This is a genomic window from Streptomyces sp. NPDC046831, assembly GCF_040645305.1.
GTDB lineage: Bacteria > Actinomycetota > Actinomycetes > Streptomycetales > Streptomycetaceae > Streptomyces.
This window is the reverse complement of the sequence record NZ_JBEYXZ010000013.1, coordinates 1-14,167: the sequence shown is the minus strand read 5'-3', so window position 1 is coordinate 14,167 and position 14,167 is coordinate 1. Positions and strand designations below refer to the sequence as shown.

At 74.2% G+C, this 14,167-nt stretch carries 12 protein-coding genes; 3 read left to right on the top strand and 9 right to left on the bottom strand.

Annotated features, from left to right (window positions below):
* Nucleotides 1–550: 550 nt before the first annotated feature.
* Both ABZ920_RS13925 and ABZ920_RS13920 read right to left on the bottom strand, forming a co-directional pair.
* The gene (locus ABZ920_RS13925; RefSeq protein WP_361503169.1) at nt 551–1,861 is read right to left on the bottom strand and encodes a vanadium-dependent haloperoxidase; all 1,311 of its coding nucleotides are present in this window, start codon (nt 1,859–1,861) and stop codon (nt 551–553) included.
* A gap of 790 nt (nt 1,862–2,651) precedes the next feature.
* Nucleotides 2,652–4,073, bottom strand: a complete 1,422-nt coding sequence (locus tag ABZ920_RS13920; protein WP_361503166.1) for a lipase maturation factor family protein — start codon at nt 4,071–4,073, stop codon at nt 2,652–2,654.
* 262 nt (nt 4,074–4,335) lie between these two features.
* Between ABZ920_RS13920 and ABZ920_RS13915 the strand changes: the two genes are divergently transcribed.
* Nucleotides 4,336–5,202, top strand: coding sequence for a DNA-formamidopyrimidine glycosylase family protein (locus ABZ920_RS13915; protein ID WP_361503164.1), 867 nt, complete (start codon nt 4,336–4,338; stop codon nt 5,200–5,202).
* A 10-nt stretch (nt 5,203–5,212) separates the two neighbouring features.
* Here ABZ920_RS13915 and ABZ920_RS13910 read toward each other — a convergent pair whose 3' ends face one another.
* The 3 genes from ABZ920_RS13910 to ABZ920_RS13900 all read right to left on the bottom strand — a co-directional run bounded on the left by ABZ920_RS13910 (nt 5,213) and on the right by ABZ920_RS13900 (nt 7,216).
* Complete coding sequence (locus ABZ920_RS13910; protein ID WP_361503161.1) at nt 5,213–5,863, bottom strand: zf-HC2 domain-containing protein; 651 nt, start codon at nt 5,861–5,863, stop codon at nt 5,213–5,215.
* Nucleotides 5,864–6,003: 140 nt separating this feature from the next.
* Nucleotides 6,004–6,519: a hypothetical protein gene (locus ABZ920_RS13905; RefSeq protein WP_361503158.1), complete on the bottom strand. Its 516-nt coding sequence runs from the start codon at nt 6,517–6,519 to the stop codon at nt 6,004–6,006.
* A gap of 148 nt (nt 6,520–6,667) precedes the next feature.
* Nucleotides 6,668–7,216, bottom strand: a complete 549-nt coding sequence (locus ABZ920_RS13900; protein ID WP_361503527.1) for a sigma-70 family RNA polymerase sigma factor — start codon at nt 7,214–7,216, stop codon at nt 6,668–6,670.
* Between the two features lie 211 nt (nt 7,217–7,427).
* On the opposite strand from ABZ920_RS13900, the gene ABZ920_RS13895 reads away from it, so the two are divergent.
* On the top strand, nt 7,428–8,603 hold the full coding sequence (locus ABZ920_RS13895; RefSeq protein ID WP_361503155.1) for a CapA family protein: 1,176 nt from the start codon (nt 7,428–7,430) through the stop codon (nt 8,601–8,603).
* Nucleotides 8,604–8,708: 105 nt separating this feature from the next.
* Here the strand turns inward: ABZ920_RS13895 and ABZ920_RS13890 are convergent, their stop codons facing one another.
* Nucleotides 8,709–10,121: an amino acid permease gene (locus ABZ920_RS13890; RefSeq protein WP_361503152.1), complete on the bottom strand. Its 1,413-nt coding sequence runs from the start codon at nt 10,119–10,121 to the stop codon at nt 8,709–8,711.
* A gap of 120 nt (nt 10,122–10,241) precedes the next feature.
* Nucleotides 10,242–10,706 (bottom strand): universal stress protein, encoded by a 465-nt coding sequence (locus ABZ920_RS13885; RefSeq protein WP_361503149.1) that lies wholly within the window; start codon nt 10,704–10,706, stop codon nt 10,242–10,244.
* A 255-nt stretch (nt 10,707–10,961) separates the two neighbouring features.
* Between ABZ920_RS13885 and ABZ920_RS13880 the strand changes: the two genes are divergently transcribed.
* Entirely contained in the window at nt 10,962–11,813 is an 852-nt protein-coding gene (locus tag ABZ920_RS13880) for a polysaccharide deacetylase family protein (RefSeq protein WP_361503146.1), read from the top strand.
* Between the two features lie 18 nt (nt 11,814–11,831).
* Here the strand turns inward: ABZ920_RS13880 and ABZ920_RS13875 are convergent, their stop codons facing one another.
* Entirely contained in the window at nt 11,832–12,506 is a 675-nt protein-coding gene (locus ABZ920_RS13875) for a class F sortase (protein WP_361503144.1), read from the bottom strand.
* A gap of 239 nt (nt 12,507–12,745) precedes the next feature.
* Nucleotides 12,746–13,144 carry a hypothetical protein gene (locus tag ABZ920_RS13870; protein WP_361503141.1) on the bottom strand — a complete coding sequence of 133 codons (399 nt, stop codon included), beginning with the start codon at nt 13,142–13,144 and terminating at the stop codon, nt 12,746–12,748.
* Between the last annotated feature and the right edge of the window lie 1,023 nt (nt 13,145–14,167).

Below are 14,167 nucleotides of genomic sequence, written 5' to 3'. Positions count from 1 at the left end.
CGAGGCCAGGATCGTACTCGCGAGTACGTAGGAGAACTCTGCCCCGTCGCGGACGCCGCGTCGAGAGCTGCCGCACCGCCGCGTGCGGCGTTTCAGCCGGGCGGTCACGGTGCCGGCCGTCCGTCGGCGACCCCGAGGGCTGTCCGGCGGATCCTGCCGGAGACGCGCGGGCCGGCGCGCCCGTCCGCGGCGTTGTCGTCGGCGCTGCCCTCCTCCGCGTCCACGCCCCGCTCCGCCGTGCCGCCGCACGCACCGGACGCCGCTCGCCCGGGCTGCGAGGTGCCGCCGGTTTTCCTGCGGCCTGATCCGCCTCACCGGCACCGCGGGAGCCCCTGGCACAGGCGTCACGGTCGTACGGCGTGCCTCACTCCTGCGGCGGCCGGAGCGTCGTCGTCATCGGCGCACCGCGGCGGCCGGTCCGGGCCCGGGTGTCCGTCCGCCCACGAGTCCCCGGTGCCGCCCGCGGCCGTCCCCCGGTGGCTTCGGCCGTCTGTCCGTACGGGGCGGCCGTCAGCCGGCCTCGTCGAGCCGTGCCCTGACGGGAGCACCTTCACGAGGAGGTGTGCCTCCCCGGGGCCGGAAGCGGCTGGGTGCCGTGCTTCGGGACCGGCTGGAAATAGTGGTCCAGCGCCCAGGCGGCCACCTGGGCGCCGGCCCGGTGACCGGCCACGTCCGCCGTGCGGGAGTGGACACCGCCCCACACGCGGGCGTCGACGACGTCCCGGTCGAGGTCTGCGGCGGACCCGTAGAACCGCGTGGTGCCGGTGACCTCGGACGGGACACGCAGGTCGATGCGCGAGGTGCCGAGCACACCGGTCAGGGCGCGTACCACGGCAGCGGTGACGGTCGTGTGGCCGGCGACGTGGTCCGGATGTGGTGGGGTGAGGAGCAGGGGCTCCCAGGCCGGGTCCGCCGTCGTCGCGGGATTGCCGTCGGTGTCGGCGAGGCGGATGGCGGTGATCGGCCGCCAGGAACCGTAGTGGAGCTTGGCGTCCCACGCCGTGACGACGGCGTCGGTCGCCGAGGCGTTCACCGCGGCGAACAGCCGGGCCGTCCCGGCAATGCCCAGCCGGTGCCGGGCGGCGTGGTCCCGTACGGCGGTCTGCACCTGTTCGACCAGGTTGCCGCTGAAGAAGAGGGCGGTCTCGGTCTGCCGCGCGCTCCTGCCCGAGCCGGTCCTCGCGCCCATGACCTTCAGCTCCTGGACATCCCTGGCGTAGGCGGCCGAGGAGAGGGCGGGCGGTCCGCCGGGGCGGAACTGCCGAGGGGAGGCGAGCAGGAGGGGGCGGAGCCTGGCCAGCCAGGTGTCGATGAAGGGCTGGAACGCGGGCGGGGTGGGACGCCAGACCCCCGGTGCCGGCGCAAGGGTGAACGGAACGTCCGCGAACCTGCCGTCCCCCTCCCGGAGTTCGATGACGCGGGCGGCAGCGCGCTTTCCGTAGGCGACGCCCCGGTCCCTGGCACGACCGGACGGAAGGGCGGCGAGCGAGTCGGCGTAGGAGGCGTCGATCCGCTCCTTGGAGGCGGGGAAGTAAGTGAGCAGCACGTCGTGGGCCGCGGTGGCCGCGGCCGCCGCCGAGGACGCCCCGGCCGGACCGCGCTCGCGCCATTTGTACAGGGCGTAGCCGCCCTCGATCCCCACCACGGCGTTGTACACGGCGACGGATACGAACCCGTGCCAGATCGCCGCCTGCCCGGAGGGGCGTGGGCCGAGACTGGTCTTGATCGTGTCGGTGGCGATGGCGTTCCACTCGCGGACCACGGCTGCCGGGTCCGCCACGGTCCGGGCATCCGCGTCGGGGGCACTCGTCGCGGCGGTGAGCGCCGTCAGGGCGGTCGCCGCGACAGCGCAGAGCAACACGCGGACACGTGAACGCGGAGGAACGGCAAGAGGGCGCTTCAGATGCACGGCGTGCTCCCTTGGGTCGAGTGCCCAAGGCATAGCAACGGCCCGCCGCACGAGCAAGACAACTCGCCGCGAAGGGGACAGGGCTGACTTCTCCCCATCTCACCGCCCGATACCGCGGACTGACATGCCGTCACCTGCCAAGGAGTCCCCTCTCGTAGGTGCGGGAGGGGACTCCTTGGCCACGCGGTCGGCCCGGGCCTGGATCGGGCTTCACCCGATCGAGTGCCTCGCTCACGTCAGTGAGAGCGACCAGTCGATGCGGGCGCCCGAGTGTCCTTCGCCTGACCCTGCCGCACCCACCTGCACACCGGCCCCGGCGCCGTCCGGCGCGCACGAGCCCCCACCACGGGAGCGCTGCCCGCGCCGGGCGGTGCCGGGGGAGCGGGGGCCCGGGGGGCCAGGGGGCTGGCGAAAGCCCCCGGCAGCCACCGGTCCCAGCCACTGGCCCCGCACCGAAGGGGACGCACGCATCGTGTACAGCCCCCGTCCATCCGATCCAGTCCCATTGGCCGAGGCCCTGGCCGTAGGGGGACGGGCCATCGAGCACGGCGGCATCCCGCTCGACTACGCCGCCGCCGTCCTCGCCGACCACCCCTCGTACACGGAACACTCGGGGTGCCCGATCCCACCCGGTCGAGCGCCGCACATGGGCCGCCGAGGACCTGGCCGACGGGGAGGATGTCATCGCCCGGATGGATGGGCCGGGCGACCACGCGGTCCCGGCCCCCCGAGGTGTACGCGCTCAGGGCCGGTCGGTCGCCGCCGTCAGCCGGGTCGGTGGCAGGAACTCCCGTACGTACGTCCGGTCCCACCAGGCTCCCGTCTCGCGCCGTTCCTTCCAGGTGGTGAAGCGGTACCGGAAGAGGCGGGCGCGGATGTGGCGCGGTGGTTCACCGGGCGGGAAGGGGGAGCGGCGCAGCAGCCGGAGGGTGTCGCGGTCCTCTTCCAGCAGCCGCTCCACCAGGGCGCCGAACCAGGCGCCCGCGTACGCCGGGGACAGGGCGGCGAACCACATCATCCAGTCCAGCCGCAGGTGGTAGGGCGCGAACTGGCGCGGGCGGCGCCGCGGGTCCCCGGGCTTGCCCTTGAACTCGTACTCCCGCCAGTCCGAGTCCTCGCGGGGCACCTCGTCGAGCGTTCCCTCGATCACCACCTCGTAGCGGACGCGGCTGATGCTGCCGAACGCCCCGTAGGTGTTCACCAGGTGCAGCGGGTCGAAGGAGCGGTTCATGACCTGCCGGCGGGAGACCAGGTTCAGCGCGGGCCGGTAGCTGAGGAACAGCACCAGGGCGGCGACCGCGAGCACCACGGCCTCGTACCACGGCGGGGGGCCGGCCACGGACGGCGGCCGCGCCGGGAACCGGACCGCCGACAGCGCCAGCACGATGGTGATCCAGTTCAGCCAGGAGAAGTTGCCGGAGAGCACCAGCCACAGCTGGGTGAGGATCATCAGCGCGGCGGCGACCGTGGCGACGGGCTGGGGCGTGAACAGCAGCACCGGCACGACGAGTTGCGTCACGTGGTTGGCGGCGACCTCCACGCGGTGCAGCGGCCTCGGCAGCCGGTGGAAGAACCAGCTCAGCGGGCCGGGCATCGGCTGGGTCTCGTGGTGGTAGTACAGGCAGGTCAGCTGCCGCCAGCAGGTGTCACCGCGCAGCTTGATCAGGCCCGCGCCGAACTCGACGCGGAACAGGATCCAGCGCAGCAGGAACAGCACGACGACGGGCGGGGCCACCTCGTCGTTGCCGAGGAACACGGCGAGGAAGCCGGTCTCCAGCAGCAGCGACTCCCAGCCGAAGCCGTACCAGGTCTGGCCGACGTTCACGATCGACAGGTACAGGGCCCACGGGACGAGCCACAGCAGCATGGCGCCCCACAGCGGCAGCCAGGAGTCCAGCCCCGCCAGCAGTGCCGCCGACACGGCGCACCCGGTCCACGCGCAGAGGGCGAAGAACCGGTCCGAGTAGTGCAGGTGGAACAGGCTCGGCGCCCGCCTGAACGGCACCCGCGCCACGAAGCGGGGCACCGGCAGCATGCCGCGCTCGCCCAGCAGCGCCCGGAACTGCAGGGCCGCCGTCAGGAACGCGACGAGATACACCGCCGCCAGGGCCCGCTGGAAGACCAGCCGGGTCAGCCAGTAGTCGGGTGCGGTGAACCACTCCACGGCCGTGCGCTCCTTTCCCGGCCGGCCCCGGCCGGTCCGCCCGCCTCGTCCGGTGGGGCACGAGTGCCCGTCCCGGCGTCACTCGTACCCCGTCGCGCGCGCTCTCCCGGTATGCCGTAGGCCGCAGGCTGTAAGAGACGCCGAACGCCGTACGCAGGCACGCCGTACGCAGGCACGCCGTGCGCAGGCACGCCGTGCGCAGGCACGCCGTGCGCGGCGGGCGCTGCGTGGCGTCGCCGGCGCCGGGTGGCACTCTGGACGTATGCCGGAGCTGCCCGAGGTCGAAGCGCTGAAGGACTTCCTGGCCGAGCACCTGGCCGGCCACCAGGTGGTCCGCGTGCTGCCCGTCGCCATCAGCGTCCTGAAGACGTACGACCCGCCCGTGACGGCCCTGGAGGGGCATGAGGTCACCGCGGTGGCCCGGCACGGCAAGTTCCTGGACATCGGCACGGACGGCGGCCTGCACCTGGTGACGCACCTGGCCCGCGCGGGCTGGCTGCAGTGGAGGGACCGGCTGCCGGACGGCCCGCCCCGGCCCGGTGGCCGGAGCCCGCTCGCCCTGCGGGTCGCCCTGGAGACCGGCGCCGGCTTCGACCTCACCGAGGCCGGCACCCAGAAGCGGCTCGCGGTGTACGTCGTCCGGGACCCGCAGGAGGTGCCGGGCGTGGCCGGCCTCGGCCCCGATCCGCTCGCCGACGGCTTCGACGAGGCACGCCTCGCGGAGCTGCTCGCGGGGGAGCGGCGCCGGATCAAGGGCGCGCTGCGCGACCAGAGCCTGATCGCCGGTGTGGGCAACGCCTACAGCGACGAGATCCTGCACGCGGCGGGGATGTCCCCGTTCAAGCTGGCCGCGTCGCTGACCCCGGAGGAGATCCGCCGGCTGCACGAGGCGCTGCGCACCACCCTCACGGAGGCGGTCGAGCGCTCGCGCGGCCTGGCCGCCGGACGGCTGAAGTCGGAGAAGAAGAGCGGTCTGCGGGTGCACGGCCGCACCGGCGAGCCCTGCCCGGTGTGCGGCGACACCATCCGCGAGGTCTCCTTCAGCGACTCCTCGCTGCAGTACTGCCCCACCTGCCAGACGGGCGGCCGGCCGCTGGCGGACCGCAGGCTGTCCCGGCTGCTCAAGTGACCGCCTCCGCTCAGCGGGAGGTGAGCGTCACCAGGGAGTGCCCGTCCTCGGTGCGGACCTCGAAGCGGGCGATCTGGTCGGGGTGCATCGCCGCGCCGCCGGCCATCGTGTTCGGCCGGGTGTCGTGCGAGGGCACGGTCCAGCTGGTCACCGTCTGCTCCGAGCCGTCCCGGCCGACGGCGACGAGCCGGCAGGGGCGGGGGCCGGCCCCGTCCTTCACCTGAACCTCCACCGAGCTGCCCCAGTCCGCGTCCACGGCCCTGACCCGCGCCCACACCCCCGTCTTCGCGTCGGTCGCCGCGACCTGGACCGGGCCGTCCCCGTGCCCGGCGGTGACCGCGATCGCGGGTCCGCCGACGGCGAGCACCACGCAGGCGGCCAGGGCGCACAGCAGGCGCCGGCGGCCGGTCCGGTGCTGCCGGGCCACTTCGCCGACCAGCCGTTCCAGCAGCCGCGGACCGGGCTGGGCCATGGGGTGCACGGAGCGCGGCGTCGCCCGCCGGTACAGCAGCAACTGCCGTGTGGCGGGACCGAATTCGGTCACGTGCGCCGCGCAGCGAGGGCACTCCATGAGGTGGTCCTCGAAGCGGAAGGCCTCCGCCTCGTCCAGCACGCCGAGCGCGTACGCGCCGACGTCGCGATGCCTTTCCAGGGACCTCATGCCGAATCCTCGTGCCTATGGGTGCGGGTGGGGTTACTCCTTGCTCCCACCCGTACGCAGCCGACGGCCGAATCACTCAAGGGCGCACGGAATCGCGGCCAAGATGTTCGGAGCGGCCCGGCCCGCGGATTGGTCGGGTTCTAGAAAAGGTGGATGGCGAGGTGACCGAGGGGCAGTCCGAGCTGCCACGCGGGGGTCCAGACCTTCGGTCCCTCGTCCTCGCCGGCCGGGCCGGCGCCGCCGGGGACCGCGTTCAGGTCGGGGGCCAGCAGTTCGGTCTCCTCCAGCCAGCGCCGGGCCGCCTCGGCCAGCGTCAGGTCCGGCGACGGCCCGCCGCCGGCGCGCGCGTCGGCCATGAGCCGGTCCATGCGCTCGGCCACCCAGTCCTGCCACGGCTCCTCGTACGCGGTCAGCGACAGCCAGGTGTCCAGCTGCGAGACCACCCGGATGCCGGGCAGCTCGCCCCCGGTGTCGGACAGGAAGATCGTCAGCGCCAGGGCGTCCCGCCCCGCGCGGAACTCGAAGGACGTCGGCGGCATGAGATCGCCGGTGCGCAGCAGCTCGTCGGCGATGTACTCGGCGTAGAACCACGCCATGGGGACGGCCGGTCCGCCGTCACCGGCGCCGTCCGTGCTCTCTTGCCCTCTGTGCAGCATCCCTTCCTGCCTTCCTCCGGTGCGCGCGTCGCCCGACTCCGGGACCCTGGGGAGCAGGGCCCCGTCCGGAACACCGATGAGGACAGCCGATTACCCGACGGCGGTCCTCGGCAAGGCGCTTTACGAAGACTTGACCCGAGGGCCGGTTTCACCGCAGGTCGGTCGCGTATCCCGGAAGGCCCCGGCGCAGGGCGCGCAGCGCGTAGTACGCGCGGGACTTCACGGTACCGGGCGGGATGCCGAGGGTCTCGGCCGCTTCCGCCACACTCGCCCCCTGGAAGTACACCAGCACCAGGACGTCACGGTGCTGCGGGGTGAGTGTCTTCACAGCCTCGCGCACGTCCAGCGTCGCGGCGGCCCGCTCGGCGTGGTCGGCGATCACCCGCGCGTTCTCGAGCACGGCGTCCCCGATCTCCGGCGGCCGGGCCTGCCGGGCCCGGCGCGCGTCGATGGCGAGCCGGCGGGCCACGGTCAGCAGCCACGGCCGGACCGAGTCGAAGGCGTCGGCGCGCAGCGCCTCGGGATGCTGCCAGGCGCGCAGCAGCGTCTCCTGCACGAGGTCCTCGGCGCGCTGCCGGTCGCCGTCGCACAGCCGCAGCAGCAGCGCGAACAGCGGCCGGCCGTGCTCGCGCTGCAGCGCGGCGAGCTCGTCCTCGGCGGTCGTCGTCCCGCGGGCGGGGGAGGCAGTGGCCGTCATGGCCGTATGGCAGCGCAGGGCGGCCGGCGAGGACAGGGCGTGGGCACGGCTGTGCGGCGGACGGTCGATCGCGTCGGCGAACGGTACGACGAACGGTCGCCGGGCGGTCACCAGACACCCCGTACGGGCTAACCCGGACGCCCATACCGTTTGCGGAGCCGCGCGATTTCGTACCCATGTGTCTGTCCTACGACCGCAGTGAGGTGAACCGATGATCGCACGCAGACGGCAGGCGGCCCTGGCCGTGACGGCCCTCCTCGCCGCGGCCGCCGCCTGCCAGGCCCACAACCGGGAGCACGACGACTCCGCCGGGCGTCCGGGGCCGTCGGCGGGTGGCCGCTTCACCCTCGTCGCCACCGGTGACGTCATCCCGGACGACTCCGTCGTCGAACGGGCCGCCTCCGACGCCAGGGCCGCGAGGGGCACGGGGGCCACGGCGGGCGCCGGCCACGACTTCGGGCCGATGCTCGCAGGCGTCGAGCCGCTCGTCTCCCGCGCCGACGTGGCCCTGTGCCACATGGAGACCGTGTACGGCGCACCCGGCGCGTACAGCGGAGCCCCCCTCTACAAGTCCCCGCCGGAGATCGCGCGCGCCCTCGCCGCCACCGGCTACGACGGCTGCTCCACCGCCTCCGAGCACACCCTGGACGACGGCGCCGCGGGGATCCGGCGCACCCTGGACGCCCTCGACCGCGCGGGCGTGCGGCACGCCGGCTCGGCGCGCACCGAGGCCGAGGCACGCGGCGTCACGCTCCTGCGCGCCGGGCGGGCCTGGGTGGCCCACCTCTCCTACGGCTACGGCTCGAACCGGCCGCTTCCGCCGGGCCAGCCGTGGGCCGTCGGCCTGATCGACGAGGCGCGGATCGTCTCCGAGGCCCGGGCCGCCCGGCGGGCGGGCGCCGACGTGGTCGTGGTGTCGCTGCACTGGGGCACGGACCGGCAGGAGGCCCCCGACCAGCAGCAGCTGACCCTGGCCCGGCGGCTCACCGCCTCCCGCACGGACGGCCGTCCCGATGTCGACCTCCTCCTCGGCACGCACGCGCACGTCCCCCAGCCCTACGAGAAGGTCAACGGCACCTGGGTGGTCTACGGCATGGGCGACCAGATCGCCGGGCAGCTCACCGACGGCCGGGGCGCGCCGGACCCGCGCGGCAACCAGAGCACGCTGGCCCGGTTCACGTTCGGCCCGCCCGCGCGGCCCGGCGGCCGCTGGGAGGTCACCCGGGCGGAGTTCTTCCCGCTCCTGTTCGACCCCGGCGCCGGCCGCGTGGTGGACGTCCGGGCGGCCCTCACCCGGGGCGCCCGCCTCGGGGACGTACGCGACCGCATCCGCACGGTGGTCCTCAGCCGCGGCGCGGCGAAGGACGGCCTGACGGCGGGCCGGTGACCGCGGTCCGGGTACCGCGGACCGCGGTCACCGGACCGCCGGGTGGCCCGGGTACCGCCGTTCGGCCCACCCCGCGACGGCGGGGTGGGCCGAACGGCGGCAGGGCTAGCGCCGCGCCAGCGCCGACCGCTTGTACGAGTAGCCGAAGTAGATCACGCACCCGAGGAGGAACCACACGGCGAAGCGCACCCAGGTCTGCCACTGCAGGAAGGTGATCAGCCAGATGGAGAAGACGGCGCCCAGCGCGGGCACGAACGGCATCCACGGCGTGCGGAAGGTGCGCGGCAGGTCCGGCTGCCGGTAGCGCAGCACGATCACCGCGATGCACACCACCACGAACGCCAGCAGGATGCCGATGTTGGTCAGTTCGGCGGCCTCGGCGATCGGCAGGAACCCGGCGATGGCGGCCGACGCCACTCCGACGATCCACGTCACGCGGGTCGGCACGTGCCGGGTGGGGTGCGTCTTGGCGAACCAGCGGGGCAGCAGCCCGTCCCGGGACATGGCGAACCACACCCGGGTCACACCCAGCATGAACGTGAACATGACGGTGAGGATGCCGATGATCGCGCCGACCGCGATGACGTCCGCGAGCCCGCTCAGGCCCACCGACTCGAACGCGGTCGAGAAGCCGCTCTCCTTGTCGATGTCCTTGTAGTTCTGCATGCCCGTCAGCACCAGGCAGGCCGCGACGTACAGCACCATCGAGATCACCAGCGAGTAGATGATCGCCTTCGGCATGTGCCGCTGCGCGTCCTTCGACTCCTCCGCCGCCGTCGACATGGCGTCGTACCCGAAGACCGCGAAGAACACCGTCGCCGCCCCGGTGAACGCGCCGCCGACGCCGTACGGGAAGAAGGAGCGGTAGTTGGCGGTGGTGATGTGGAAGACGCCGACGCCGATCACCAGCAGCACGACCAGGACCTTCAGGGCGACCACGAACGTCTCGAAGCGGGCCGCGCTGCGGATGCCGAGGTTCAGCAGCCACGCGATGAGCAGGCACAGCACGGCGGCGAACAGGTCCACCCGGTGCCCGTCGCCGGTCCCCGGCGCCCCCAGCATCCACTGCGGCAGGTCGGCGCCCAGCGCGTCGACGAGGAAGCCGAAGTAGCCCGAGATGCCGATCGCGACCACCGCCACGATCGCGGTGTACTCCAGCAGCAGGTCCCAGCCGATGAACCAGCCGGCGAACTCGCCGAGCACCGCGTAGCCGTACGTGTAGGCCGAGCCCGCCTTGGGGATCAGGCCCGCGAACTCCGCGTACGACAGCGCCGCGGCCGCACTGGCCAGACCGGCGACGAGGAAGGAGACGAGCACCGCGGGCCCCGCGGTGCCGTTGGCGACGGTACCGGCGAGGGTGAAGATGCCCGCGCCGATGATCCCGCCCACGCCGATGGCCGTCAGCTGCCACAACCCGAGCGACCGTTCGAGCCGGGGGCCCTCGCCGACTTCGGTGTCCTCGATGTGCTCAATGGGTTTGCGGCGGAGAACGCCCTCGCCCATCCGGAGCCCGGCCATGCGCCTCACCTCTTCCCAGACGGCAAACGGCCGATGGTCGGATCATGATGGCTCAGCGGTGCCCGGGTACGGAAGACACCACACATCCCCGTCCGGCCGCGGCCGGACCGCCGTGCCGGCTCAGGGCACCACCGTCACCGGCCACCGCCCCGCCTTCACCAGACGGACCGCGACCGAGCCGATGATCCGGTGGCCGGCCTGCTCGGAGGCACCCACCACCACGGCGTCCGCCTTCAGCTCGTCGGCCGTCCGCACCAGGCCGTTGTAGGGGTCGCCGCGGAACGTGTGGAACTCCCAGCGGACCTCGAATATCCCCTTCAGCCGCCGGGCCGACTCGCGGATGTGCTGGACGAGCTCCTCGGCGATCTCGTCGGTCGTCCCGGACACCGGCGCGCCGAGCGCCGCTCCGGCCGTCGTCACCGGCTGCACGTAGACCACGGCGAGCAGCGCCCGCTGCCGGCGGGCCAGGCCAGCGGCGTAGGCGGCGGCCCGCATCGAGGACTCCGAGCCGTCGACGCCGACGACGATCACCTTCGGGCCGTCCGTGCCCCGCTCGAACTGGTGCGAGTGCTGCTGTTCCGTCACGGCCGTGAGGCTATCGGAGCCCGCGGAACGCCCCGCTCCGTGGGGGACGGGGAACGGGTGGCGTGAGCGCGGCGGCAAGGGACCGCGCGCGGACCGCACTTGCCCGGGACGGGTGGCCTGCGGGGGGCGGGGTGTGGCCGCTGGGGGAGGGGCTTCGGCCGGGTGGCGCCGGGGCGGTCGTGGTTCCTGGGCCGGGCGGGTGCTTTCGCGGCGCCGCACCGGTGCCGCAGCGGCTTACCGGGCGAGTGATAAATCATGAAAAACGATCAGATGCTCACGCGGCGCGGAGCGTTGTTCGCCGCGGCCGCCGCTCTGGGGGCGGCGGGAGCAGCCGGTACGGCCGGGGCCCTGCTGTCCGGTTCCGGCTCTCCCGCCCGGCCGGCCGCCGCGGCCGCCCCGGCCGCCGGGCCCCCGGCGCGCAGCGCCCTCGGGCCGTCCGCCTACCGGCTCCGGCCGCTGGCGGGCGCCGGTCCGGGCGAGCCGGGACCCGGACCGGCCCGCGTCCGGCACGAGCCCGTCATGCGCGTGTCCGGACGGGGCCGCAGCATGCTCCTGACCTTCGACGACGGCCCCGACCCCCGCTACACCCCGCAGATCCTGGACACCCTCGCGCGGTACGACGTCCGCGCGACGTTCTTCGTGTGCGGCGAGATGGCCGACTGGAACCGGAACCTGCTGGTGCGGATGGCCGACGAGGGACACGTCGTCGGCAACCACACCTGGTCCCACCCGCTCCTCACCCGCCTCGGCCGCGGACGGATCCGCTCCGAGATCGAACGCACCAGCGACCTCGTCGAGGGGACCTGCGGTGAGCGGCCGCTGTGGTTCCGCGCCCCCTACGGCGCCTGGAACCGGGCGGCGTTCCAGCTCGGTGCCGAGTGCGGCATGGAGCCGCTGGCCTGGACCGTCGACAGCCTCGACTGGACCACGCCCGGCACCGGCACCGTCGTCGACAACGTCGAGAGCGGTGCGGCGCCCGGGGTGATCGTGCTCTCCCACGACGCCGGCGGGAACCGGTCGCAGACCGTCCGCGCGCTGCGGACCTACCTCCCCCGGCTGCTGGACGACGGCTACCACCTCACCGTGCCGCGCCGGGCGTACCTGTGAGGGACCCCCGCGAGGCGCTCAGCGCACCTGCGCCAGCCGGGCGAAGACGACGACGTTCCCGTCGTACCCGGTCTCCCGGGTGAACCTCCCGCCGCAGGTGATGACCCTCAGCTCCGGAGCCCCCTTGGAGCCGTAGACGCGGTCGCCGGGGAAGCCGTCCTTGGGGAACACCTCGACGCCGTAGACCTCGAACACGGCCGTCTTCCCGTCGTGCCGCAGCACCTCGACGCGCCGGCCCTTCCTCAGCGCCCCCAGTCCGTAGAACACGGCCGGCCCCGCCGCGTTGTCGACGTGTCCGACGACGACGGCCGTCCCCTTCTCGCCGGGCGTCACCGCGCCGGTGAACCAGCCCACCAGACGGGGATCCTCCGGCGGAGGCGCGGCGACCCAGCCGTCCGCGTCCAGGCCCACCGCCGTGACGGGCGCGTCCACCCGGATCGCGGGGATCCTCACCCGGTCGGGCACCGAGCGCGGCAGCGGGCGCGGCGCCGCGGCCGTGGCACCCGGTGAACGGCCGCTGTCCGGGGTGACCGCCGTCGCGGGCTGCGGCGGACCCGCGTCGAACCCTCCCGAACCCGCCCGGACGAGCGCGATCCCGCAGAGCAGGACGAGCGCTGTCACGCCCCACGAGACCTGCTTCCTCCGCGGCTCCCCTCCCCCCGCGGCGATCGCGGACGGCTCGCTGACGGACATGCGCCCTCCCCTCTCGCCCCGGCCGTCGCCTCGTGGTCCGCGCATACGAGAACGCTAGGCCGGACGCGGGGGACCGGCGACGGGGCGGATGCGAACGGGTGGACCGGCGACCCGGTGCGGTTCGGGCCGGCCGGTGCGGCGCGCTCCTGGGGGCCTGCGGCCCGCGTCACGGCCCTCTGACCCGCGTCACGGCCGTCCGGCGCGACGACCGCGCGGTTCGTCCCGCCGGGCAGGGCCGGTCAGGCGCCGTCCGCGTCGGCACGCCGGCGGGAGAGGTAGTACGCCGCACCGATCGCCCCTCCGACGAGGGCGGTGCCCATGCCGACCTCCCCGAGGTCGTGACCCGCGAGGGTGCCCCCCTCACCGGCCTGGACGCCGCGCTGGAGGGGCCCGGGCCCGCCGCCGCCCTCGCCGTCGGCGCCGACGATCCTCAGATCGGCCGAGCGGGTGCCGCCGTCGCAGACGAACGTGACCTGGTAGACGGCACCCGGTCTGGCGTCCGGGTCGACCTGCGCCGAGTCCGACGACCGGCCCGGCGGCAGGGGGACGGTGTCGAAGACGCCCGAGGACACCGTCGCCGCTTCCCGGCAGCCGTCGCGTCCGCGCTCGATCCGCAGCGTGATCTGCCCACCGGGCACGACGCTGGACGGCTGGACCTCGAAGCCGAAGGTCCCCTTGTGGGTGCTGCCGTCACCACCGTCCGGCGCACGGCCTGCGCCGCCGGTCTCCGGCGGACGGTCCGCGCCGCCTCCGTTTCCGCGTGCACCTGTGTCGCGGTGGCCGCCGCCACCGCCGTCCCGGGTACGGCTCCCGGCGCGACCGCCGTCCCAAGAACGACTCCGGCCGCCGTCCCCGCCCGTATCACCGCGGCTGCCGCCGCTGCCCTCCGACGGACGGCTCTCACCGCCGCTCCCGTCTCTGCCTCTGCCGCCCCCGTCCTCCCACGGACGGCCTTCGCCACCGTTCTCCGACGCGCCGCCTGTGCTGCCGGGGGTGCGGCGCCCGCTGCCGCGCTCGTGGCCGTCTGTGCTGCCGGGGGTGCCGCGTCCGCTGCCGCGCTCGTGGCCGTCTGTGTCGCCGCGGCCGCCGCTGCTTCCGCCGTCCCGGTAGCCGTCCGCGCGGCCGCCGTCCCCGCCGCCGTCCCCGTCCCCGCCGCTCGCCGAGCGGCTCCCGGCGCTGCCACGGTGGAGCGGGTCGTTGCCGGCGTTGCCGGGGGAGGGGCCGTACGAGGGACCGCGGACTGCGGGACCGTACGAGGGACCGTGGACTGCGGGACCGTCGTCGCTCGCGGCGGCCGGGGAGCAGGGGGCGAGGGCGCCGACGCCCAGCAGCGCGGCCGCAGCACCGCGGATCACCCGCATGATGAGTCCTCCGGGTCCCCGAGGAGCAGCCGCGGACCTCTTCCGCTCGCGCCGGATGTGCACCTCGACGTCGGAAACGCTAGGAAGAGGCGCGCTCCGGCGCGACCGCACTCGGGCGAACGGGGCAACGGCGTGCGCCGCACGGGGGACGCGTTCGCGCGGTCGGAGGATCATGACGCGACATCTCCCCGGCGAGTCGTCGTTGGGGGGGTGCCTCTATGTCTTTCGTCAAGCAGGCTGTGGGGTTCTGGGTTCGTAGAAGGTTCCGTCGCGGAGCATGGCGAACAGGACGCTGATGCG